Source organism: Flavihumibacter stibioxidans (assembly GCF_014332695.1).
Taxonomy (GTDB): Bacteria; Bacteroidota; Bacteroidia; order Chitinophagales; family Chitinophagaceae; genus Flavihumibacter; species Flavihumibacter stibioxidans.
In genome coordinates, this window is record NZ_MBUA01000012.1 from 319,056 (window position 1) to 340,708 (window position 21,653).

The 21,653-nt window shown below is 49.8% G+C and carries 26 protein-coding genes and 1 tRNA gene; 8 read left to right on the plus strand and 19 right to left on the minus strand.

Annotated elements, in window-relative coordinates:
- Nucleotide 1 precedes the first annotated feature (1 nt).
- A complete protein-coding gene (locus BC349_RS08475) occupies nt 2-874 on the plus strand; it encodes a DUF5777 family beta-barrel protein (RefSeq protein WP_187256318.1) in 873 nt (290 codons plus the stop codon).
- Here BC349_RS08475 and BC349_RS08480 read toward each other — a convergent pair.
- From BC349_RS08480 to sufB, 11 genes are all read right to left on the minus strand, one after another.
- Nucleotides 871-1,611, minus strand: a complete 741-nt coding sequence (locus tag BC349_RS08480) for a LytR/AlgR family response regulator transcription factor (RefSeq protein ID WP_187256319.1) — start codon at nt 1,609-1,611, stop codon at nt 871-873. The two genes, BC349_RS08475 and BC349_RS08480, sit on opposite strands and share 4 nt — an antisense overlap.
- A complete protein-coding gene (locus BC349_RS08485; RefSeq protein ID WP_187256320.1) occupies nt 1,601-2,695 on the minus strand; it encodes a sensor histidine kinase in 1,095 nt (364 codons plus the stop codon). The genes BC349_RS08480 and BC349_RS08485 overlap by 11 nt, the downstream gene beginning before the upstream one ends.
- A 263-nt stretch (nt 2,696-2,958) precedes the next feature.
- Nucleotides 2,959-4,266 carry a hypothetical protein gene (locus BC349_RS08490; protein WP_187256321.1) on the minus strand — a complete coding sequence of 436 codons (1,308 nt, stop codon included), beginning with the start codon at nt 4,264-4,266 and terminating at the stop codon, nt 2,959-2,961.
- 132 nt (nt 4,267-4,398) lie between these two features.
- Entirely contained in the window at nt 4,399-4,947 is a 549-nt protein-coding gene (locus tag BC349_RS08495) for a nuclear transport factor 2 family protein (protein WP_187256322.1), read from the minus strand.
- Nucleotides 4,948-5,056: 109 nt separating this feature from the next.
- On the minus strand, nt 5,057-5,533 hold the full coding sequence (locus BC349_RS08500) for an RrF2 family transcriptional regulator (protein WP_187256323.1): 477 nt from the start codon (nt 5,531-5,533) through the stop codon (nt 5,057-5,059).
- A 9-nt stretch (nt 5,534-5,542) separates the two neighbouring features.
- Nucleotides 5,543-5,848 carry a DUF59 domain-containing protein gene (locus BC349_RS08505; protein WP_187256324.1) on the minus strand — a complete coding sequence of 102 codons (306 nt, stop codon included), beginning with the start codon at nt 5,846-5,848 and terminating at the stop codon, nt 5,543-5,545.
- Between the two features lie 10 nt (nt 5,849-5,858).
- On the minus strand, nt 5,859-6,302 hold the full coding sequence (locus BC349_RS08510; protein WP_187256325.1) for a SufE family protein: 444 nt from the start codon (nt 6,300-6,302) through the stop codon (nt 5,859-5,861).
- 3 nt (nt 6,303-6,305) lie between these two features.
- Nucleotides 6,306-7,550 carry an aminotransferase class V-fold PLP-dependent enzyme gene (locus BC349_RS08515; protein WP_187256326.1) on the minus strand — a complete coding sequence of 415 codons (1,245 nt, stop codon included), beginning with the start codon at nt 7,548-7,550 and terminating at the stop codon, nt 6,306-6,308.
- The gene (gene sufD / locus BC349_RS08520) at nt 7,547-8,848 is read right to left on the minus strand and encodes a Fe-S cluster assembly protein SufD (protein ID WP_187256327.1); all 1,302 of its coding nucleotides are present in this window, start codon (nt 8,846-8,848) and stop codon (nt 7,547-7,549) included. The genes BC349_RS08515 and sufD overlap by 4 nt, the downstream gene beginning before the upstream one ends.
- Nucleotides 8,845-9,600, minus strand: coding sequence for a Fe-S cluster assembly ATPase SufC (gene sufC / locus BC349_RS08525; protein ID WP_187256328.1), 756 nt, complete (start codon nt 9,598-9,600; stop codon nt 8,845-8,847). Before sufC ends, sufD begins: the two co-directional genes overlap by 4 nt.
- Nucleotides 9,601-9,684: 84 nt before the next feature.
- The gene (sufB, locus tag BC349_RS08530) at nt 9,685-11,130 is read right to left on the minus strand and encodes a Fe-S cluster assembly protein SufB (protein WP_187256840.1); all 1,446 of its coding nucleotides are present in this window, start codon (nt 11,128-11,130) and stop codon (nt 9,685-9,687) included.
- Between the two features lie 189 nt (nt 11,131-11,319).
- Here sufB and BC349_RS08535 point away from each other — a divergent pair, with 189 nt between their 5' ends.
- From BC349_RS08535 to BC349_RS08565, 7 genes are all read left to right on the plus strand, one after another.
- Nucleotides 11,320-11,916, plus strand: a complete 597-nt coding sequence (locus tag BC349_RS08535; RefSeq protein WP_187256329.1) for a hypothetical protein — start codon at nt 11,320-11,322, stop codon at nt 11,914-11,916.
- A 5-nt stretch (nt 11,917-11,921) separates the two neighbouring features.
- Nucleotides 11,922-13,130 (plus strand): serine hydrolase domain-containing protein, encoded by a 1,209-nt coding sequence (locus tag BC349_RS08540; protein ID WP_187256330.1) that lies wholly within the window; start codon nt 11,922-11,924, stop codon nt 13,128-13,130.
- 286 nt (nt 13,131-13,416) lie between these two features.
- On the plus strand, nt 13,417-13,761 hold the full coding sequence (locus tag BC349_RS08545; protein ID WP_187256331.1) for a hypothetical protein: 345 nt from the start codon (nt 13,417-13,419) through the stop codon (nt 13,759-13,761).
- A complete protein-coding gene (locus tag BC349_RS08550; RefSeq protein ID WP_187256332.1) occupies nt 13,758-14,027 on the plus strand; it encodes a hypothetical protein in 270 nt (89 codons plus the stop codon). Before BC349_RS08545 ends, BC349_RS08550 begins: the two co-directional genes overlap by 4 nt.
- A gap of 335 nt (nt 14,028-14,362) precedes the next feature.
- Nucleotides 14,363-14,578: a helix-turn-helix domain-containing protein gene (locus BC349_RS08555; RefSeq protein ID WP_187256333.1), complete on the plus strand. Its 216-nt coding sequence runs from the start codon at nt 14,363-14,365 to the stop codon at nt 14,576-14,578.
- 5 nt (nt 14,579-14,583) lie between these two features.
- The gene (locus BC349_RS08560; RefSeq protein ID WP_187256334.1) at nt 14,584-14,910 is read left to right on the plus strand and encodes a HipA N-terminal domain-containing protein; all 327 of its coding nucleotides are present in this window, start codon (nt 14,584-14,586) and stop codon (nt 14,908-14,910) included.
- A complete protein-coding gene (locus BC349_RS08565; protein WP_187256335.1) occupies nt 14,910-15,917 on the plus strand; it encodes a type II toxin-antitoxin system HipA family toxin in 1,008 nt (335 codons plus the stop codon). The genes BC349_RS08560 and BC349_RS08565 overlap by 1 nt, the downstream gene beginning before the upstream one ends.
- Before the next feature lie 217 nt (nt 15,918-16,134).
- Here BC349_RS08565 and BC349_RS08570 read toward each other — a convergent pair.
- The 8 genes from BC349_RS08570 to BC349_RS08605 form a co-directional block, all read right to left on the minus strand.
- A tRNA-Arg gene (locus BC349_RS08570) sits at nt 16,135-16,206 on the minus strand.
- Between the two features lie 57 nt (nt 16,207-16,263).
- Nucleotides 16,264-16,842, minus strand: a complete 579-nt coding sequence (locus BC349_RS08575; protein ID WP_187256336.1) for a MarC family protein — start codon at nt 16,840-16,842, stop codon at nt 16,264-16,266.
- Between the two features lie 36 nt (nt 16,843-16,878).
- The gene (gene cobC / locus BC349_RS08580; protein WP_187256337.1) at nt 16,879-17,478 is read right to left on the minus strand and encodes an alpha-ribazole phosphatase; all 600 of its coding nucleotides are present in this window, start codon (nt 17,476-17,478) and stop codon (nt 16,879-16,881) included.
- A 1-nt stretch (nt 17,479) separates the two neighbouring features.
- The gene (locus BC349_RS08585) at nt 17,480-18,337 is read right to left on the minus strand and encodes an adenosylcobinamide-GDP ribazoletransferase (protein WP_187256338.1); all 858 of its coding nucleotides are present in this window, start codon (nt 18,335-18,337) and stop codon (nt 17,480-17,482) included.
- Between the two features lie 171 nt (nt 18,338-18,508).
- Nucleotides 18,509-19,690: a lycopene cyclase family protein gene (locus BC349_RS08590; RefSeq protein ID WP_187256339.1), complete on the minus strand. Its 1,182-nt coding sequence runs from the start codon at nt 19,688-19,690 to the stop codon at nt 18,509-18,511.
- A 38-nt stretch (nt 19,691-19,728) separates the two neighbouring features.
- A complete protein-coding gene (locus tag BC349_RS08595) occupies nt 19,729-20,214 on the minus strand; it encodes a sterol desaturase family protein (RefSeq protein ID WP_187256340.1) in 486 nt (161 codons plus the stop codon).
- Nucleotides 20,202-20,738 (minus strand): isopentenyl-diphosphate Delta-isomerase, encoded by a 537-nt coding sequence (idi, locus tag BC349_RS08600; protein WP_246456864.1) that lies wholly within the window; start codon nt 20,736-20,738, stop codon nt 20,202-20,204. Before idi ends, BC349_RS08595 begins: the two co-directional genes overlap by 13 nt.
- Before the next feature lie 66 nt (nt 20,739-20,804).
- Nucleotides 20,805-21,641, minus strand: a complete 837-nt coding sequence (locus BC349_RS08605; RefSeq protein ID WP_187256341.1) for a phytoene/squalene synthase family protein — start codon at nt 21,639-21,641, stop codon at nt 20,805-20,807.
- Nucleotides 21,642-21,653 lie beyond the last annotated feature (12 nt).

The following is a 21,653-nucleotide window of genomic DNA, read 5'->3' on the forward strand; positions in this document are numbered from 1 at the left end:
AATGCCAGTAAAATACCAGTTAGGAAGAATCATGGCCGCCGCCTGCTGCCTGCTGATGGCAGTCCGGCCTGCCAGCGCGCAGGAAGACATCACCGATACGGTCACACAAAAAGTCACCCAGGCTTTCTATTCCACCCGCGTCATTCAGTCCCAGTCCATTGAAATGCTGCATAAAGGCAACCTGGATGTCAGGATCCTGCACCGGTTCGGACCAGTTGACCAGGGCATCAAAGAACTTTTCGGCATCGACCAGGCCTCCATGCGGATGGGCTTTGATTATGGGATCTCTGATCACCTGACAATTGGTATCGGTCGCAGTACCTACCGGAAAGAGTATGATGCCCTTTTCAAACTAAGAATGCTGCAGCAAAGCAGGGGCAGCCGGACGGTACCGCTGTCCATCATCCTCACTGCCGGCGCCATGATCCGTACGGCCGACGAAACAGCCCAGAACGGATACAAACCCGATGCCGGCGACCGGACTTCCTTTTATGGCCAGTTGATCGCCGGAAGAAAATTCAACCGGCAATTTTCTTTCCAGCTGATCCAAACCCTTCTCCATATGAATTATGTGAATGACGGCACACTGGCCAATACCCTTTATGCACTGGGCGGCGGGGCCAGGTACAGGTTATCGAAACGGCTTGCCCTTACACTGGAATACAATCATGTGTTTTCCAACCTGCCGGCCGGATATTATAACCCGCTGTCAGCCGGACTGGATATTGAAACCGGCGGACATGTATTCCAGTTACATTTCAGCAATTCAACGGGAATGAATGAACGCGCTTTTTTAACCGAAACAACCGACAGGTTTTTTAAGGGTGAGATCCGTTTCGGGTTTAACCTCTCGCGTATGTTCCAACTGCACTAGTACATCAGCCTCCTGACATTATCGGCATATCCCCTGCTGACCTTGAGCGACAGTTCATTGTTCATAACCAGGTAGGTATCGCTCTTATCACGATAAAGCTCTTTGATGTGGCGGATGTTTACAATATAGGAACGGTGTATCCGGAAAAAAACAGCGGGGTTCAACCTTTGCTCCAGCACGCCGATACCGAAATTACTGAGATAGGAAAGGCGCGTTGCATGCACGCGGGTATAATCTTTTTCCGCTTCCAGATAAACAATATCATCGATGGCAAGGCTCACCATCCGGTGTCCGTTTTCCAGCAGGATCCGGTCATAGAATCCGGCCGGGGTATCCCCCGCAGTTTCAGCCATCGCCGCAATTTTTGAATGGCTGTAATGGTTTCGTACGATCACTTTATCAACTGCCTGCCTGAACCTGTCACGGGTATAGGGCTTCAACAGATAATCTACAGCATTGGTATCAAAGGCCTTCAGGGCATACTGGTCGTATGCGGTTGTAAATACGATCTGCGGAATATGCACCAGTTGGCGGATCACCTGGAAGCCGCTCAGGCAGGGCATCTGGATATCCAGGAATACCAGGTCCGGTTCAAGACGATTGATGGCTGCCACGGCTTCCATGCCATCCCTGCATTCACCAATGATCTCCAGCTCCGGATAGGATTCCAGGTATTGCCGGATGATCAGCCGGGCGGCATCCTCGTCATCTATGATCAGTACAGTTTTAGGAAGCATGGTATTGAATGGGGATTTTAAAAGAAAATATTAACCCGGATGGATCATTCCGGTGGATCAGCATTGGCTGGCCATATAATTTCTCCAATCGTAAAATCGTATTCCTCAATCCGATCCCGCCTGCCATCCTTAATGCTGACAGATCTCCTGCGTAACCCAGGCCTGTATCACAGACCTCAATGGCAACAAAACCTTCATCTTCCCTGCAATTAACCTGCACTACCCCTCCCTGTCTTGATGGCCCGATCCCGTGTTTGATGGCATTCTCGACCAGTGGCTGCAGGAGCATGGGCGGGATCAGGACATCCTGGATCGTTTCTTCCGCGATGATCTTCACCTGCAGGCGATGGGTAAACCTTTCTTTTTCAAGGGCGAGATAGGTATCAATGAATTGGAGTTCATCAGACAATGGAACCAGGTCTTCCTTGGTAGATCGCAATGCATACCGGAAGGTATCGGCAAGCTTTGCGATCAGCACACGGGTGGCTTCCTGATCAGGCCTTACTGTGGCGCTGATACTGTTCAGGGTATTAAAAAGAAAATGTGGCTGTATCTGCGCTTTTAAGGCTTCCACTTCACTTTGGTAAGCCAGGGCCATTAATTCCTTTTCTTTTCTCAATTGCTGTTGTGATTGCTGCCAGAAATAAAAGGCATAGAAGCCGGAAAACTGAATTACATAAAAAATATACGGGAGGGCAATATCCATCCATACCAGGGAGCGGCCTGTTTCCATATCCATGCCCCCTGCTTCCAGCAGTTTATACGGTATTATACCGCCCACTACTAGGTAAACAACGACTGTCAGCAGGTGCAGCCAGATGGTCTTTGACACGGGCCGGTTCCTGAGTTCCCTGAAATAAAACCACCATAACCCTGCAATGATTCCAATTCGCACCGCATAACTAACCACCAATTCTACTGCTACATCAAACAAAAAATGACTGATGTGATTTCCTTTCCCGGAAGCGCTGTACGTGAGGATGAAAAAATAAAACAAGAGGAAAAGGATACAGAATCCGCCCCAGGTCAACAACTCACCTGCTGATATCCCCCAAAATAATTTCCTGTTGAATTTTTTTTGCATGGCCCTGGTTCCGCAACTAAAGTAGGTAATAGGCCCACTTGATAAGTCGTTTGTCCGATGAATGGCATTATGCGCCGACCAATGGCTCCCAGGCGCCATCAACCTATCCTGAACCCCGCGGCAAACAGGCGCCAAAAAAAAGCCGGATCTTACTTAAAAGATCCGACCCGGGAGGGATGCTGCCTCACAAGATGAATCAAACCGACAGGCATCCAAATTTGAAAAACAACACGAAAAAATTAAACCTGAAACATAGATCTATATCATCGGGCCTTCACCCTGAATTCGCCGCGAACCGGCAAGGAAAAATCATCATCACAACTGCGGTTCCTGTACACCCTGCCATCAAATTCACCCTGCACATAAGTTACACCATCTTCTTCCACCACTTCCACAGCCACTGCTCCGGGTGAAGCTATCCAGTCACAGTTATGCGTGGATATATAAGTGTCTGTCAGGGTCAGCACATATCCCAGCACAGCCTTACCCGGATCAAGGTCCTGGTTCCAGGGGAATACACCGCTTTTCAGTACCGACCCCATATTCATCATGATGGTAATGCCGGGTGTAGCACTGGTACGCTGAACCCCGGCCACAACCAGGTTTCCGTCTTCATGTAAATAATAATGCGCCGGCAGATTCAGTTCATCATTCCCGGCTTTGGCGGTAAAATAGGTCTCCTGGTAATACCTGATCTTTTTGTAGATATTCAACTCCTGCGACAGCCTGCGGCGTGGCAGGGTATCCTCCGGTATCACCTTGTTCAATGTAACGGTTATGGACACACTGGCGGCACCGGCTACCTGGGAAGGAGCTTTGTATATTGCACCGGATTTGTCCCCGCTGACAGTCAGGTTACCCGATCCGGCCAGGCTCCAGGCACCGATTCCCTGCGATCTGTCGAACAACCTGCTCTTACCGATGGCCCTTTCTTTATGCTCCGCTGCCAGCAGGTAGGTATCCGTGATATCAATGGTCAGTTTTGCTTCGGCACCCGCTTTTACTGCCCTGGGATCTGAATTCAGCCAGAACAGGGCAAATGGCGCCCAATCGGAAAAATGGTTAGTCGTTACCGTTAGTGTGCGGGCTGCTGCATCCAGTTTTGTTTCAGTCATGAAGGACCAGACCCCGTCATTTTTCTGGTAAGCCAGGAATAGCGCATCCACAGCGGTGCCAACGATATCCTCCTCAGTATAGTGGTACAGCAGTTCAATCGGCTTTGCAAAATCCAGCCCTTCCGGAAGCAGCCTGTACGCACTTAAATGCCCGCCGGGCAGGGTATTATTTATCGGCTGGATGCTGAAGACCGTTGCGGCGGAAACCGCGCCTGCCGGGACTTTCACCACGAGCTTCCCATCCCCCGACTTCAGTTCCCCGCCACCGGTGCCGATGCTGGCCGTTACAGGATCACCTGCTGCCACGCCGCGTGGCCTCACTTCGGGTATCGCGCCCGGACCATCGGGTCCTTCATTATTGCGGTTACAGGATGCGAAGGATAGTATCATCAGCCATCCCGCACAAAGCATGACTGTGAGTAACCGAAAATTAATTACATGGATAAGGTGTTTCATGCAGGCAAATTATAATTGCCTGTATGCCCAGTAAATAACAATCCGACCAATTGCATTTAATTCCGACAGTTCCTGCGGTATGCAGTTGGTCGGTATAAAATGCAGTTGATCGGATTTTAAGAGTTGGGCTGCCTACTTTTTAGTAGCTGCCAGAACAGGCGCCCGGTCCAGGTAATGGATCACCCTGTCAATTTTATCGGTGGCATCAAAATGCGTGGCCATATGCATCCACTGCACCATTTTTTTACCGGTTTTATATTTCACATCAACCATGTACCATCCCAACAGCCATACCCCGGGCTGTTCATTAGCCTGTGTCTTGCTGACCTTAACCGGCAACCAGATGACATTACTGAAACTGATCGAATCAATATCTTCTGCCCGGCGCTTTTTCCAGTAGGCGGAAATAGCTGGTTTTCCCGCTGCACTGTCGCCGTTATTCCAGATATAAACGGCATTGTCTGCATAATTGCTCATCCACCTGTCTACATCCCCGCTAGCCAGCGCGGCAAGTCCATCTTTTCCGATTTCCGTGTACCGGGCATCAGCAAACTCAACGGGGGCCGGCGCTGCGGCTGTTTCCGTTAATGGTTCGGCAGCCGTTGGCTCTTCTGCCGGCTTTTCATTGTTGCAGGCAATAATGAAAATGGAACAGGCCGCCCATGCAAAGATCTTTTTCATGGCAAAATTTTAGTTGGTTAAGAAAAAATCAATCAGGGACGGAACAAAAGAGGGAGTAACGGGGGTAGGAAATTATACTGAATATAAGGAATTTCAGGCTGATTTCAACCTATACTTCAGCCGGACGTGCAGGTTCGTAGAGCAGTTCTGTCATGATCTTCACCGATTCGGTTTCGGGATTTACCAGGTCATGGAGCGTGATCCGGTCCAGTAACCTGTCCAGCACAAACTGGATCATCTGCCATAAGGAGCGCGCGGAACAATCCACCGAGTTGGTGCAAATTCTTACCGAGCCGGTATGTGCGGCACAGAATTTCTTATCAAACACCACTCCGCCAAGTAGTTTCAATACGTCATTAATAACAATTTCCTTTGCAGGCTTGGCCAGCACATAACCACCCTTGTAACCGGGCGTACTGTTGATGAATCCTCCCATCCGCAGCACACGGGCCAGTTTGGCCACATAATGCTGGGTCAGTCCCTCTGCCTCACTGAGCTGGGGGATATTCATTCCCTGCTTATCCCTGCATGCGCCAATGCGGAGCAGGATGCGCAAACCATATTCTTCCTGGGAAGTAATTTTCATACAATCGTTTTAAAACATACCCAATTCAAGCTGGGCCGCCTCGGACATCCTGCTTTTATCCCAGGCCGGCTTCCAGGTTACACTTACATATACATCGTTCACACCTTCGATCTGTCTTACTTTCTGATCCACCTCAATGGGCAATGATTGCGCAGCCGGACAACCGGGCGCGGTCAGTGTCATCAGTATCTGAACATTGTTGATGGGCAGGATATCTACCTCATAGATCAGTCCCAGCTCGTAAATGCTTACGGGCAGTTCCGGATCATAGATAGTCTTCAGACATTCAATAACTTTTTCTTTCAGATCTTCCATGGTCAAAAATTTAACTGGCCTCAGAACTGTTTTTCAACTGGTATGCCAATGCATCATTCTTCATCTGCTTCACCATCGCACGCAGCCCGTTGGCGCGGGTCTGGGCCAGGTGAGATGTCATCCCGATCCGGTCTATAAATTCCAGCTTCGCCGCAATGATGTCATCAGGAGTATGCCCCGACAACACCCGCACCAGCATGCTGATCAATCCCTTCACAATCACCGAATCACTGTCAGCCTGGTAAAAAACTTTTCCTTCTTTATATTCCGACACCACCCATACGGTCGACTGGCAACCCCGCACCTTGTTCTGGTCGAGTTTAAATCGGTTATCCAGCACCGGTAGCTTCTTTCCCAGGTCGATGATATACTCATATTTTTCATCCCAGGTATCAAAAAGGGAAAACTCGTCTGTTATTTCCGCCTCTGTGGCCGCTATACTTTTCTGCTCCATGCTTTATGCCAGTAATTTGATTGCTTTCTCCAGTCCCGCTGCCAGCGCTTCCACCTCCGCTTTTGTATTATACATCGCAAAGGAAGCACGGGTGGTACCCGGAATGCCGAAAAAATCCATCAACGGCTGCGCGCAATGATGCCCCGTCCTCACGGCAATGCCCCTGTTGTCGAGCAATATGCCCAGGTCCTGGGGATGCACTTTATCCACCACAAAAGACAACACACTCACTTTTTCCGCAGCCTTACCAATGATCCTTACACCTGGTATCTGCTCCAGCGCCGAGGTGGCCAATGCCAGCAATTCATTTTCATGCTGCCTGATCCTTTCCTTGCCTGTGTCCGTTACAAAATCCAGGGCCGCTTTCAGCGCGATGATATCTGCGATATTGGGCGTGCCTGCTTCGTATTTATAAGGCAGGTCCGCCCAGGTGGATTTTTCAAAACGCACTTCTTTGATCATCTCACCACCACCATGAAATACCGGCATGGATTCAAGCAGGGACAGCTTTCCATACACTGCTCCGGAACCGGTTGGTCCGTAAACCTTGTGGCCACTGAAGACAAAGAAATCACAATCGAGATCCTGCACATCAATATCGAGGTGCACGGCGGACTGTGATCCATCCACCAGAACAGCCGCACCCACAGCATGGGCTTTGGCAATGATCTCCTTCACCGGGTTAACCGTTCCCAGGGCATTGGACACATGCACCATCGCCACCAGCCTGGTTTTCTCCGTCAGCAGCTTTTCAAAATCCTCCATCAGCAATTCACCATTTTCATTGATGGGAATCACTTTCAGCACCGCGTTTTTCTCCTCACAAAGTATCTGCCAGGGAACTATATTCGAATGGTGTTCCATGGTGGAAACGATGATCTCATCTCCCGCCCTGATATGCTGCCTTCCCCAGGTATAGGCTACCAGGTTGATACCCTCCGTGGCTCCCCGGGTGAAGATGATCTCCTCCCGGCAGGCCGAGTTGATAAATTCTTTCACCGTATCACGGGTACGCTCAAACGCAGCAGTCGCTTCTTCCGCAAGGGTATGGATACCCCGGTGAATATTGGCGTTATAACCACTGTAATATTCCACCAGCGCATCGATGACCGGCTGCGGTTTCTGTGTGGTAGCGGCATTGTCGAGGTACACCAGGGGTTTGCCTTTTACCTGCCGTTCCAGTATCGGGAACTGCCGGCGCAGCAACGCTGTATCAAGTCCACCTTGTATTTCGGGCGATGTTATCATTCCATTTCGTATGCTAAACGTTCTGAAACAAGCCGGTCAACATAGTTGCGCAGCGGCTCGGGTTTGATCTGTTCCAGGATATCCATGGCAAATGAATGCAGGAGCAATGATTTTGCCACCTGGTCGGGAATACCCCTGGAACGCAGGTAAAAAATTCCGTCCTCATCGAGTCGGCCGATGGTACAGCCATGGGAGCATTTCACGTCATCGGCAAAAATCTCCAACTGCGGTTTGGTGTTCACACTGGCATCATCTGAGATCAGCACATTCTTGTTCGACTGGAAGGCATTTGTTTTCTGCGCATCCTGGCGAACAAAGATCTTACCGTTGAATACACCGGTGGAAGCGTCTCCCATTATGCCTTTGTAAAACTCATTGCTCTCGCAATGCGGCATCACATTGTCCACAATGGTATGGTTGTCGATATGGCTCTTTCCCTGCATGCAGTAGAGTCCATACATGTGTGAATCACAGTATTCCGCTTCCATCACCAGGTTCAGGTTATTCCGCACGATGGCGCCATTCAGCGAAATGGTGACGGCATGCACAAAACTCTTCCCGGTCTGGCGGATATGCGTGGTGCTTACCTGGCTGGCATGCGCCGCATCGTTCTGGATCTTGTAATATTCGAAACGGGCGTCTTTTTCCACCACCACTTCCATTACCTGGTTGGTGAAACTTTCCTGGCTGCCGATGGTGCCATAGGTTTCCATCATCTGCAGTCCCGCATTTTCAGCGAGGTGCAGCAGCACCCTGGGCTGCGACAGCATATTCACCTGGCGCGCATCGGTTATATTGTACACAAACAAAGGATGTTCGGCATCCTTGCTTCTTTTTACCGTCAGGAAAACACCGCCACGCAGGGAAGCCGTGCTGAGGGCATTGATACCATCTGTCAGGTACTTGCCGCTGTGACCGAGATTGGCGGCAACCAGTTCGGCATAACCTGAATCCATAGCCGCTTCGAGCGACATGCACTCAATACTGGCTGACCTGATAACAGATAACGCAGATGCGTAAACGCCATTCACGAATACCAGCACATTGGCTTCTTCATGACCGGGCAGCAGGAAGGGCTTCAGGTCTTCTGCTGTTACCGCATCCACCTGGTCAGGCGCCCACTGCAGTGGCAGGTTGAATACATTTCCGATGCGGGTATATTTCCATTCTTCATGTTTCGGTGCGGGCAGTCCAAAATTATTGAAAGCCTTCAGCGCAGCCTGTCGCACCGGCGCCAGCTGGTCAGCCTTCGCCGCCAGCAGGTCCATTTTTTCTTTGATGGTTGTTACGGTGCTCATGCGAATTGGTAGTCACTTTTAATTTGATCGTATCCGGTTTCTTCCAGTTCCAGGGCCAGTTCCTTGGTGCCTGATTTTACAATACGGCCATTGTACAGTACGTGTACGAAATCAGGAACGATATAATCAAGCAGGCGCTGGTAGTGCGTGATCACCAGCACAGCATTGTCCTTGGTACGGATCGCGTTCACCCCATGGGCTGCTATGCGGATGGCATCAATGTCCAGGCCCGAATCGGTTTCATCGAGAATGGCCAGCTTTGGTTCCAGCATCGCCATCTGGAAAACCTCGTTGCGCTTTTTCTCCCCACCGGAAAAGCCTTCGTTCAGCGAACGGGTCAGTAATTCCTTGCTGATGTTCACCAGCGCCATTTTCTCCTTCATCAGTTTCAGGAAGGCTACGGCATCCAGCGGTTCTTCGCCGCGGTATTTGCGCACTTCATTCACCGCTGTTTTCATAAAGTTCACAGTGCTCAATCCCGGTATTTCAACAGGGTACTGGAAGGCGAGAAACAAACCCTCACCGGCACGCTGCTCGGGAGAAAACTCCAGCAGGTCCTTGCCATTGAATTCCACTGAACCACCTGTAACTTCATAGTCCTGGCGACCGGCCAGTACCGATGCCAAAGTAGATTTACCGGAACCATTGGGTCCCATGATGGCATGTACTTCACCCGGTTTGATATCGAGATTGATTCCCTTCAGGATGTCTTTTCCTTCAATTCCAGCTTGTAAATTTTTTATCGAAAGCATAGTTGTTTGTTTCTGAGTTGTTGTGTTTGTGCCGGCACGCCGACGGTTACTGTTTCGGGTCCGCTTTACAGCTACCCATGGGTGTTAGCCCACGCTTCCCTCCAGTGTAATGGCCAGCAGCTTTTGCGCTTCCACCGCGAATTCCATCGGCAACTGGTTCATCACCTCCTTCGCAAAGCCGTTCACGATCAGGGCTACGGCTGTTTCCGTATCAATACCCCGCTGGTTGCAATAGAAGATCTGGTCTTCACCGATCTTGGAGGTGGTTGCTTCATGCTCCACCTGGGCACTGCTGTTCTTCACCTCTATATATGGGAAGGTATGCGCGCCGCAACGGTCGCCGAGCAAGAGGGAATCACACTGGGAAAAATTCCGGGCATTGGCTGCATTTTTTGAAACGCTTACCAGTCCGCGGTAACTGTTCTGGCTCACGCCGGCCGAGATACCTTTGGACACGATCCGGCTGCGGGTATTCTTCCCGAGGTGGATCATCTTGGTTCCCGTATCGGCCTGCTGGTGGTGATTGGTGACCGCTACAGAGTAGAACTCACCCACGGAATAATCACCTTTCAGGATACAACTGGGGTATTTCCAGGTGACGGCAGAACCGGTTTCCACCTGGGTCCAGGATATCTTGGAATGGGCACCCTGGCAGATGCCCCGCTTGGTTACAAAATTGTAGATACCACCCTTGCCATCCTTATCACCGGGATACCAGTTCTGGACGGTGGAGTACTTGATTTCGGCATGATCCAGGGCGATGAGTTCCACTACGGCGGCGTGCAACTGGTTTTCATCGCGCATGGGGGCGGTACAGCCTTCGAGGTAACTCACATAACTGCTCTCGTCCGCCACAATGAGGGTCCGTTCAAACTGGCCGGTATTTTCGGCGTTGATCCGGAAATAGGTGGACAGCTCCATCGGGCAGCGAACGCCCTTGGGAATATAACAGAAGGACCCGTCGGTGAATACCGCCGAGTTCAGCGCAGAATAGAAATTATCGGTCATGGGAACCACCGAACCGAGGTATTTTTTGATCAGCTCGGGATGCTCCTGCACGGCCTCACTCATGGAACAGAAAATGATGCCCAGCTCGGCCAGTTCTTCCTTAAAGGAAGTACCCACCGATACACTGTCGATCACCGCATCCACGGCCACACCGGTCAGGCGCTTTTGTTCCGCCATGGAAATGCCCAGCTTCTCAAATGTGCGCAGCAGTTCGGGGTCAACTTCGTCCAGGCTGTTCGGCTTCACCCTCTGTTTGGGGGCTGAATAGTATATCACATCCTGGAAATCAACCTTCGGGTAATTTACATTGGCCCAGTTTGGCTCGGTCATAGTGAGCCAGTGACGGTAGGCTTTCAGTCTCCATTCCAGCAGCCACCCGGGTTCGTTCTTTTTGGCAGAAATAAACCGGATGATGTCTTCATTCAGCCCTTTCGGCGCAGATTCCGCCTCCAGGTCACTGGTAAAGCCATATTTGTAGTCGCTCGCAATGGTTTTTTCTATCGTACTTAATCCATCATTCATAACAGTATCGCAACTTAATTTCCGCAAAGTTCGTTATTTATACAAAGTAGTACAAATAAACTTTGTCTATCTTCTATTGTCTTACTCTATCATAAACTTTGGCGGTTTCAGGGCTGAATTCGCCCGCTTCGGCAGGAATTGGCTTATTTCCGCTTTGTACGGGCTGCAATTTGCACCAAAATTCAGCACATGTACAAAAACCTTATCCGGATGCTGGTCCTCTTTACAGTCATCCTTCCTTTCCAAACACAGGCCCAGCGGTCTGACGAGCCCTGGCAACTGGACCTTGCCGCCGGCCTGAGTTCCTATTATGCACCTGTCAAAAGCCTGAACTGGAGCCGCCCCGAACTGGTCACCCAGGTGGGTTACGGCAAGCCCCTGGGCAGCAGGCAACTCTTCAGTGTCGGCCTCCAGCTCGGGTATTCGCGGAATAATTACCAGGGCGACGCCCTCTACCTCCAACTGGTGGGACAGATCACGCCGGTGATAGCCAACAAGCTGGAACTCGGACTGGGACTGGGATTCGGCTACCGGATGGCCCTGTATCCCTCGCGTCCGCAGGTCTATGACCAGGGCAAATGGAAGGAGGGGAAAGCCTTCAAAAGTGTTTACCAGGTACCGGTACAGCTCAGCATCGGCTACCGGTCCATCCTGCTGCACAACTACACCATCAGGCCCTACCTGGCTTACCAGTTGCAGCCGCTTTTCCGGTATTCGCCCGACCTCTCCCCCCTGCCGGTTTCCAACACCATGCTCGGACTCAAAATTCAACAGACTAAAAAATGAAACACATGAAATTTTCAGCCTTTCCCAGGATGGCCCCAATTGCGGCCATTGCCCTTTTACTGATCACCGCCACGGGTTGCAGGAAAGACCTTTACCAGCTTAAAACGGTTACCTGCACTGCGGAAACCCCCATGAACACCGCACACCCCATGAAAGATTCCCTGCAAAGAATCATTGACAAGTATGTGCAGCTCGGCATTCCCGGGGTTCAGGTGACCGTTAAAAACGCCGACGGCTGGTATTTTGCCAGCGGCGGTTATGCCTCGCTGGAAGACCAGACCCCCTTCCGACCCTGCACGCCCGGATGGCTGTTCAGCCTGACAAAAACCTATACCGCCGCACTGGTGATGAAATCCGTGGAACAGGGACTGATCCGGTTGGACCAGCCCATCGGCCCGATGCTTCCCGCAGAATACGCCGGCTATATCAATGGACAGGAAAAGATCACTGTCAGGATGCTGCTGAACCACAGTTCGGGCATCATCAATATGACCGAATTACCCGAATTCCATGTGGACCAGCTCAACCACCCTTTGCAGCAGCCTTCCGTTGCCGGACTCATGCGCCTGCTCAGGGGAAAACCTTTGCTCTTTGAACCCGGAAGCGATTTTTCCTACAGCAACGCCAATTTCCTGGTATTGCAGGTGATACTGGAAAAGGTCCGGAGCAAGTCTTACGAACAGTTGCTCAGGGAAGATATCCTGCAGCCTTTATCATTGGAACAAACCTATTATGCTCCGGGGGAAGAAATGGCTGCATCACTCGGTTTTCCCAGTTACTACTTCGACCGGTTTGCCAACGCGCAACTGGAAAACATTACCCGCTGGAACAATAAGCTGGGTGCTGCCTGTTATGGTTATGGCGGGATAGCTGCCAGCGCGGCGGACGCCATCAGGTTTTATGAAGCACTGTTCACCGGCAAGGTCATCAGCCCTGCCTCCCTCCAGGAAATGAGGACCTGGGTCAAAGGAAAAAATTCGGAACAGCCGGATTACGGATTAGGGCTGGAATATTACCAGTACCACCAGGGTACGGATCCCCAGTACGGACATGAGGGTGATGGCATAGGCTGTACCACCCAGATGTTCTATTCACCTGCGAGCAACACCTATATGTACATTAATTGTAATGCAGGCCGGCAACTCTTCGGCCCCTACCTCTTCAAGACCACTGACATGAAAAACGAATTGTGCAGGTATGTGGCGGGACAATAAATAATTTACCAGTCCATAATAATTCATGAAACAATTCCTGATCGTACCCTTGTGCCTTTTATCCGTTATCGGTTATTCGCAAAACAGCAAATTCACTTTTAAACTGGGGGGGAGAATATGAGCTCCCCAGGAAAACAGAAGACCTTGCCTTCCTGGGAAATGAAAAGGACGGCATCGTAAACCTGTCCCTGAAAAAGGAAGAGCTCATCATATTGAGGTTTGATCCGGAATCGCTACATAAAGCCAATGATAAGAATATTACCTGACGGTAAACAAACAGCATGAAATGATCATTTCCTGCACTTACGGCAAAAAAGCAAAGGGGACCGGTACAGAAGGGGTTTTCTTAGCCGTGCTTGACCCCAAAGGCAAACTGGTCAATTATAAAAAGGGATATTATCCCTTCCCGAAAGAAGAACTGGGAAAGGATGAGGACTATGAAACGCCCAACCTGAAGGTCAGGGATGTGGTGGTGGATGATGATGGCGGCATCTTCATTTCCTGCGAGGAATATTCGGCAGTCACCACTACCTATAGTGATTCAAGAGGACGAATTCAAACCCGTACAACCTATTATTACAATGACATCCCGGGAGTCAAGATCAGTGCTGCCGGATCAGGGGCACCATGAGCTTCATGTTGGTCAACGATCCAACGGGCTATTATTTCCTTTATCTCGACAACATCAAGAACCTGAAGCTGGAGGAAAATGAGGTTCCCAAATTCCATGTGGATGGCTTTGGCTGGCAGCACACCAAGGAACTGCTGTTCGACACCCGGGATGAAGATATCATGATCTATCCCGCCGATTTCCAGAAAATAGACGGGAACCGGTTCATCGGCAGGGTCAGCCTCAAAAGAAACCTCTACCAGCCGGTACTGATCACGTCGAAATAAGGGGAAGTAATTATTGCAGGCAGCTTCTGCGGATTATAAATCTTTGATTCATGGGAACGATCATTGGGCGCTGGGAAAAAAGAATTTCCCTACAAGAGCTTTGGAATAGATGATACACGCTGATCAAATTTACAGCTATGCTATATCGGAAACCGGTAAGCATGGATGTGGAGGAATCCATCCTGGCAAATCTTGTTGATGGGGTGATATTGCTCTGCCGGTTGTGTTTGAACTACACTAGTGAGGCGGTTTTAACACCTATACCGGCATATTTGTGCCTATTATGAAGATTTTTATCTGGAATTCTTTATTTTTGCATAAATACCGGCACAAATATGCCTTTTGAAGAGTTAGAATATATAGGCAAAGTCATCCGGCAACGGCGTGTAACACTTGGATTAACGCAAGAGCATTTAGCTGATATATCAGGAGTGGGCTTGCGAACGATAAGAGAATTGGAAGGAGGAAAAGGAAAAAGCCTAACTATCCTGATGAAGGTAGCTGATGCTCTTGGTCTTTCAGTTCAACTCAAAATCAAGCCACTTAGTTAAGCGTTATGACCTCAAAGGGACTAGTATATTATAACGAAATTGAAGCTGGTGTACTTGAAAAGCAGGATGGAGAATACGTTTTTCAGTATCTGCCAGCATACCTCTCCCGGCCAGGTGCTCGTCCGGTGAGTATTACTTTGCCCATGCAGGCAGAGGAATATCGAAGCAAGCAGTTATTTCCTTTTTTCGCTAACCTTTTGTCAGAGGGAGTAAATAAGCGACTCCAATGCTTAAGGTGGAAGATCGATGAGCGGGACTATTTTAGCCTTTTGCTCAAAACAACCCAGAAGGAAACAATAGGAGCTGTAACCATAAAACCCATCGAAGAATAATGCTGCCAATACTTGACCGCTGCCCAGGCAACCTTGAACCAGGGCATGAAACATATAGTCCACGGTGTAAAGCTGAGATGTTTGGCTCAAGAACAAAAAAGGTTAGCCATATTCTGCCCTTTCCGCCGCCCAATAATGATTCGGAGTATGGAAGATTATTTCAGGAAAACCGGCAGCGCATCTCAATTTCAGGCGTGCAGGAAAAGTATTCCATGGGGTTAGTCAAAAACCAATTAGAGTTAGTTGATCGAAAAGGCCAATATATTCTAAAACCGATTCCGGGTGATCTCATAAATCGTGCTTTTATACCCGCTAATGAGCATGTAACCATGCAGATAGCCAAACAGGTTTTTAGTATCGAAACGGCAGCTAACGCAATGATCTTCTTTAATGATGGAACCCCGGCTTATCTGACCAAAAGATTTGATTACAAACCGGATGGGACCAAGTATCAGGTAGAAGATTTTGCCACGCTACTAGGAAAGACTGAGGAACTGGAAGGTGCAAATTTTAAGTACAACGCGAGCTATGAGGATATAGGCCGTTTGATTAAAAAGTATATTCCTGCTGCAGCCGTAGCCATGGAGAAATTCTTTCGACTGGTTGTATTCAATTACCTTTTTTCTAATGGAGATGCTCATCTAAAGAACTTTTCCGCTATCGAAAGTCCTGACGGGGATTATATCCTTGCACCGGCTTATGATCTTATGTGTACGCGATTGCATATTAATGAAAGCGAACTGGGCTTGCAGGAGGGCCTCTATAAAGGAGCCCTGGGAAGTCCGTCCTACAACAAGTTTGGGATTTATACGTATGATAACTTTATCGAGTTCGGAGAAAGGTTAGCCATCCCTCCCAAGCGATCATCTAAGATTATTGAACAGATGCTGCAAAAGATTCCGAATGTGGAACCTTTAGTTCAACGGAGCTTTCTATCTGAAGAGCTGAAGGTTCAGTATATGGGTCACCTAAGGGAAAAGGAAAAACGGTTCGCTCTAAAAATTTAACCTATTTTAAATTAGACAAAAAGGTAAAAAGGAGTGTATAAACTTCTTGTTTCAACGCCCATACATGGGTGGGTTATACCCAGGCATTTTCCTGATAGTAATGCGCAGGTGAATCGAACCTGGGGCTAAAACAACAAAACCCTTGCCCGACTTCCCGCGCAAGGGTTTTATATCTTTCACCATTCACCCTTCACCATTCACCATTCACTATCATATGTGGCCTCGCCAGGAATCGAACCTGGATCTGGAGCTTCGGAAACTCTTATACTATCCATTGTACTACGAGGCCGGCAAAATGGATGGCAATATTACGCTAAAATTGGTTTCCGGCGATGCAAATCTTTAGCTACTTGATCAGCCCGCTGGCATTGGTGGCAAAGATCTTCACCGCAATGGCCAGCAGGATCACGCCAAAGAATTTACGGATGGCCAGCAAACCGGCGGGACCAATCAGTTTTTCGATAAAATTAAGCGATCGGAGAACGGCATACACCACGACCAGGTTCAGGAGGATGGCCATCGCCATGGTGAGGGTGTTGTAGTTGGCCTGCAGGGATATAATGGTGGTAAGGGTGCCCGAGCCAGCGATCAGGGGAAACGCAATGGGTACCACTGTACCCGATTTCGCATCCCCGTCACTTTTAAAAAATTCAATCCCCAGCACCATTTCCAGTCCCAGTATAAAGATCACAATGGAACCACCCACGGCAAAAGACCGTACGTCCACCCCAAGTATGCCCAGGAATTTTTCACCCACCAGCAGGAACAGGATCATCAGCGCGCCCGAGATCAGGGTTGCCTTGAACTCATGGATCACCCCCATCCTGGTCTTCAGGGAGATCAGCAGGGGAATGGATCCCAGTATATCGATCACGGCAAACAAGGTGAAGGTTACGGTCAGCAGTTCATCAATGTTGAGGGACATAATGGGATTTTTGTAGTGTTGTTTGAGCCCGGTTATTTAATGTCTGACACCCGTTGGCCGGTGTTGCTCCGTCACCAGTTCTATGTTCGAAAGCATTTCAAACCCACTGGTAAGGGTATCCACTTTCACCACGCAACCGTAATACAGGGGAAACCTTTTAAAGGAATCTGCCAGCGGCGTGCCTGTAAGATAGGATAAAATACTCCTGATCACACCGCCATGTGCCACAATAGCGGCAGGAAGGGCATCACCTGCAATGGCCTTATACCGGGCCACCGTGCGCGCATACAGGTCCTCGTAACTTTCTCCGCCCGGAACCCGCACAGTCACAAAATCATCCATCCAGGGCTGCAGCTCTGCCTGCGGTATTTCATCCCAGTGCATCATCTCCCATCGGCCACAATGCAATTCCATCAGGTCTGCATGATACAGGATGGGCTCAGCAAACAGGTGCTCCGCCAGCTTGCGGCAGCGTTGTAACGGGCTTGAATATACGCTGCTGATTTTACCCGGCAATACCTCCCTGATTTGTTCCGCCTCTTCTGCGAAACTATCCACTACATCCAGGTCGGACTGCCCGTAACAGATCCCTTTCTCCACCGCCGGTCTTGTATGCCTGATCAGGTAAATTTCCATGCTACAATATAAAGCGCCAGATGATTAATGCCGATAAATAAAATATTATTTCCGTTACCTGCTGGGTGGCGCCGAGACAATCGCCCGTGTACCCGCCAATCCAGCGTTTAAAATATTGAGCCAGCATGGTGCGCGCCACAAACATCGGTACCAGTACCAGCCAGAACCAGGGTGATAAAAATACCAGGGGCCATACTGCCAGCGCAAAACTGAAGAGCAGTTCCCGCCAGGTCAGGGGAGACCTGGACAGCGGCTTCGACTTGCTCTGGTCAATATCCGTCACGTACTCATATTGCTGGATAATGGTGATCGCCATGAACCGGCTGGCACTATGGGCGGCGATCAGCAGCAGGAGATAGGGATAGGTGGGATAGGTGTCTGACATCTTTCCGGCAGCATGCTTAAACTCAGAGAGCGCCGGCGGAAAGATGTCAGACACCTTAACCCCCGCCCCCACTCCCATCAGCTCCTTCAGCAGCAAAAACTTAAGGGCCAGTACACCCAGCAACCCGATCATGCCATAAGTGCCGAGCCGGCTGTCCTTCATGATGGTCAGGATCTTTTCTTTGGTCCAGCCACCCCCGAATGCATCACAGGTGTCGGCAAGACCGTCTTCGTGAAAAGCACCGGTAACCCAGATGGTGGTCAGCATAAAGGAAAAAATGGCCAGGTCCTGCCCGAGGTATTTGTTCACCACCAGGTACACCATCACTCCGATGGCGGCAACAAGGGAGCCCACCAGCGGGAAATAGGTGGAAGAACGCTCGAGGTATTCGGGCTTGTACGAAAAACTGTCCGGCACTTTGATGCGTGTCAGGAACTGCAGGGCCGCTAAAAAATAATGGTACTGGTTGCGCAAAAAATTGGTTTGCCCAAAAATAGGGTCTTTCAGTCGATGGACTTTCACCCCGGACTTTCAGCCGGACTTTCACCCGTCGGGTGGCTGATTGGGGAATTCGGTGTGGCCACCCAACGGGAGAAAGTCCTCCACCCGACGGGTGCAAGTCTCCACCCGTCGGGTGCAAGCACCCTACCGGCCGAGGGCGGCGCGCAAAAAAGGCATGGTGGGTAAACTGCCGATCAGCAGCAGCTCTTCCGGCAACCAGGAGTCGTTGTCCAGGAAGCGGAAGATCCTTTGAATGGGATTGCGCCGGAATAACCGCGTAAATATTTCCGCGCCAGACAACTCACCCTTCGACATCACATCCAGCAATACCCTGTCGTAAAAACGATAGCGCCCGCTGTGATAACTCTCAGGCCGGGGATGACCATACATGAGCATAGAGTCGATGATGGAATGACTGTGCTTCTGGATAAACTGAAAAGTATAGCCGCTGGATGCCTTGGTTTGCCCACCGGCTGTACCGATATTAACCAACCGCCCCTCTCCCTGCGGATACTGGTAATTGGTCATCGGGATCACACCAAACTCCTGCTCCGTAATCCGGTAATCATCCAGCTTCAGATAATCCCTGATATAGTTCCTTAAACCTTCATCATAGGCCTCAGCAGGAAGCAGCGTTTTTGAAAACAGGGTATATTCTACCAGCGCCTTTTTCTCATCTAACGGCATGGTATAAACGAATGTTGTGCCGTGCTGCTGGTCCATCCTGAAATCCATCAGGGTATTGGAACCCGGATCAAAAAAGGGCTGATCCGTTTCCACGACCCAGCCCTTGAAATGCTGCAGGAAAAGCTGCGTTTTTAAATCCGCTTCGGGCTGGACAAAGGGAATGGAATTGAAGAGATAGCGGGTTGCGGAATAGGTTTCCCCATTATGCAAAACCAGCCGGGCTAAATGTTCCGTATCATAGACACGCGCCACCGGCTCAAACAATATCGTCACATTGGCCTGCTTCTTCAGGTAGTTGAGACAGAAGGTATAAAAATCAATGCCCCTGATCATTTTGTACTGGTAGGGAGCCATATTGAACTGCTTCGAAAACCCCTCACCATGGAACCAGGTCTTGTCCCATTTCTTAAAGACCAGGGAATCAAAAAATCCCTCTCCCTTTTCCCAGTAACACCAGGTTCGGTCGTTCTCCGATTTGCGGTCCCGGTCAACGATCAGGAAGGTACGGTCGCGGAACTGTTCACATTGCAGCATGCGGATGAGCAAACTGAGCGATGCCGCACCGGCACCTGCGAAAATATAATCGAACTGGTACTTGTATTCGAATGGCTTGTACCTGAATAGAGAATCTGAGGGCATAGTAAGCTGTTTAGGCTGGAGCAAGTTAAGGCAGCTTCCTAGTTTTTATTCCGGGTGTTTTCACGGTCTTTTTTCACCTTCTCCCAATACTTCTGGTGCACGAGCAGCATGCCGAAGGACTCGCCGTCTTCCTTGCCCAGGTGTTTGTGGTGCATTTTATGCGCCCAGCGGATGGCCCGGATATACATATTATTGCTCCTGGTAAACCATTTGAACCGCTGGTGAATGATCACTTCATGGACCATGAAATAGGCGAAGCCGTAAGCCATCACCCCAAACCCTATGGCCTGCAGCCAGAGCAGTTCCGGATCCAGCGTTCCCGCCAGGATCATGCCGATACTCGGGATGGCGAAGATCACGAAGAACCAGTCGTTCTTCTCAAAAAAACCCGGGCCCTTCCGGTGATGGTCCTCATGCAGGTACCAGAGGAAACCATGCATCACATACCTGTGCGTCAGCCAGGTTACTGCTTCCATAATGATAAACGTGGCGGTTACAATCGCCGCATATACTAACCAGTGCATAGATCAGAGTTTTTTATCCATTCCCTTACCCTGGGAAATGCCAGGTGAAACCAGGCCGTAAATCTTGCAGGATGCGACAGCATCGAGGCTTCAATTTCTTCAGGTGACCGATAACAATAATCATTCACTTCCGATTGGTTGGGGTGGATCGGCCCATCGTATTTCCCCACAAATACATGATCAAATTCATGCTCCGTCAGGCCATTGTCAAATTCTGCCCTGTACACAAAGGAGAAGGCTTTCTTCAGCGGGGCCGAGAACCCAAGCTCCTCAAACAAACGGCGATGTGCAGCCGAATCAATATCCTCCTCGGGGTAAGGGTGACTGCAACAGGCATTGGTCCATAACCCGCCGCTGTGGTACTTGTTCAGGGCACGCTGCTGCAGGAGCATATCCCCCGCTGCATTGAAAATAAATACACTGAAAGCCCGGTGCAGCAATCCCCTCCTGTGTGCTTCCATCTTTTCCATGGTGCCGACAGGGTTATCGTTTGAATCAACCAGTAAAATATCCGCTGTAATCAAAATATTAGTTTGTCTTTTGTTCAGTATGTTAAGTCGCGGACTCACCCGTCGGGTAAATTCACCCGCTTACATCATTCCCAACTGATTCCTCACCCCCGCACGCACCAGAATGGCGGCCTTGCGGTAATTGGGAATCCTTATCCTTTCCACCAGGATCCGCTGGGGCTGCACCCGCTTGATCCGCTTGAAAAGCGAAAGATAGTACTTGTAGGCAACATAGACCCCAAAGCGGGCTTTTACCGGCAATTGCATGATGCCCCGGTAAGCATCGTCAAAGTCCCGCTGGATATCCGATTCGATTTTTGACTTGTCACAGGCGGTGAAATTACTGAAATCACAACCCGGAAAATATACCCGGTCGAGATGGCTGTAATCTGCCTTCAGGTCACGCAGGAAATTCACTTTCTGGAATGCCGCACCCAGGGAGCGAGCCGGATCTTTCAGGCGCTGGTAGAGGGAACGGTCGCCTTCACAGAAAACATACAGGCACATGAGCCCCACCACCTCAGCGGAGCCATAGATATAGTCCATATAACCCTGGTGATCATATGCCTTTTTTTCCAGGTCCATTTCCATGCTGCGGAAAAATGCCTCGATCAGTTCATGGTCAATATTATAGGCGTTCACCGTTTGCTGGAAACTGTGCAGGATCGGGTTGAGACTTATCTTCCTGTCAATAGCCTCGTATGTCTGAACCTTGAATTCAGCCAGCAATACATGCTTGTCGTGCTCATGAAAACTATCCACGATCTCATCGGCAAAACGCACCAAACCATAAATATTGAATATGGGCTGGCGAAGGTCATTGTGCAGCAGTTTGATGGCCGACGAAAACGATGTACTGTAACGCTCAGTAGTTATTTTGCTGCAGTATTCACATACCGTATGAAACAATTGTATCATAAGCGTTGGTTA

Coding starts and splice junctions, on each gene's coding strand:
- BC349_RS08475 (WP_187256318.1), top strand. CDS start 2: ATGCCAGTAAAATACCAGTTAGGAAGAATCATGGCCGCCGCCTGCTGC.
- BC349_RS08480 (WP_187256319.1), bottom strand. CDS start 1,611: ATGCTTCCTAAAACTGTACTGATCATAGATGACGAGGATGCCGCCCGG.
- BC349_RS08485 (WP_187256320.1), bottom strand. CDS start 2,695: ATGCAAAAAAAATTCAACAGGAAATTATTTTGGGGGATATCAGCAGGT.
- BC349_RS08490 (WP_187256321.1), bottom strand. CDS start 4,266: ATGAAACACCTTATCCATGTAATTAATTTTCGGTTACTCACAGTCATG.
- BC349_RS08495 (WP_187256322.1), bottom strand. CDS start 4,947: ATGAAAAAGATCTTTGCATGGGCGGCCTGTTCCATTTTCATTATTGCC.
- BC349_RS08500 (WP_187256323.1), bottom strand. CDS start 5,533: ATGAAAATTACTTCCCAGGAAGAATATGGTTTGCGCATCCTGCTCCGC.
- BC349_RS08505 (WP_187256324.1), bottom strand. CDS start 5,848: ATGGAAGATCTGAAAGAAAAAGTTATTGAATGTCTGAAGACTATCTAT.
- BC349_RS08510 (WP_187256325.1), bottom strand. CDS start 6,302: ATGGAGCAGAAAAGTATAGCGGCCACAGAGGCGGAAATAACAGACGAG.
- BC349_RS08515 (WP_187256326.1), bottom strand. CDS start 7,550: ATGATAACATCGCCCGAAATACAAGGTGGACTTGATACAGCGTTGCTG.
- sufD (WP_187256327.1), bottom strand. CDS start 8,848: ATGAGCACCGTAACAACCATCAAAGAAAAAATGGACCTGCTGGCGGCG.
- sufC (WP_187256328.1), bottom strand. CDS start 9,600: ATGCTTTCGATAAAAAATTTACAAGCTGGAATTGAAGGAAAAGACATC.
- sufB (WP_187256840.1), bottom strand. CDS start 11,130: ATGAATGATGGATTAAGTACGATAGAAAAAACCATTGCGAGCGACTAC.
- BC349_RS08535 (WP_187256329.1), top strand. CDS start 11,320: ATGTACAAAAACCTTATCCGGATGCTGGTCCTCTTTACAGTCATCCTT.
- BC349_RS08540 (WP_187256330.1), top strand. CDS start 11,922: ATGAAATTTTCAGCCTTTCCCAGGATGGCCCCAATTGCGGCCATTGCC.
- BC349_RS08545 (WP_187256331.1), top strand. CDS start 13,417: ATGATCATTTCCTGCACTTACGGCAAAAAAGCAAAGGGGACCGGTACA.
- BC349_RS08550 (WP_187256332.1), top strand. CDS start 13,758: ATGAGCTTCATGTTGGTCAACGATCCAACGGGCTATTATTTCCTTTAT.
- BC349_RS08555 (WP_187256333.1), top strand. CDS start 14,363: ATGCCTTTTGAAGAGTTAGAATATATAGGCAAAGTCATCCGGCAACGG.
- BC349_RS08560 (WP_187256334.1), top strand. CDS start 14,584: ATGACCTCAAAGGGACTAGTATATTATAACGAAATTGAAGCTGGTGTA.
- BC349_RS08565 (WP_187256335.1), top strand. CDS start 14,910: ATGCTGCCAATACTTGACCGCTGCCCAGGCAACCTTGAACCAGGGCAT.
- BC349_RS08575 (WP_187256336.1), bottom strand. CDS start 16,842: ATGTCCCTCAACATTGATGAACTGCTGACCGTAACCTTCACCTTGTTT.
- cobC (WP_187256337.1), bottom strand. CDS start 17,478: ATGGAAATTTACCTGATCAGGCATACAAGACCGGCGGTGGAGAAAGGG.
- BC349_RS08590 (WP_187256339.1), bottom strand. CDS start 19,690: ATGCCCTCAGATTCTCTATTCAGGTACAAGCCATTCGAATACAAGTAC.
- BC349_RS08595 (WP_187256340.1), bottom strand. CDS start 20,214: ATGCACTGGTTAGTATATGCGGCGATTGTAACCGCCACGTTTATCATT.
- BC349_RS08605 (WP_187256341.1), bottom strand. CDS start 21,641: ATGATACAATTGTTTCATACGGTATGTGAATACTGCAGCAAAATAACT.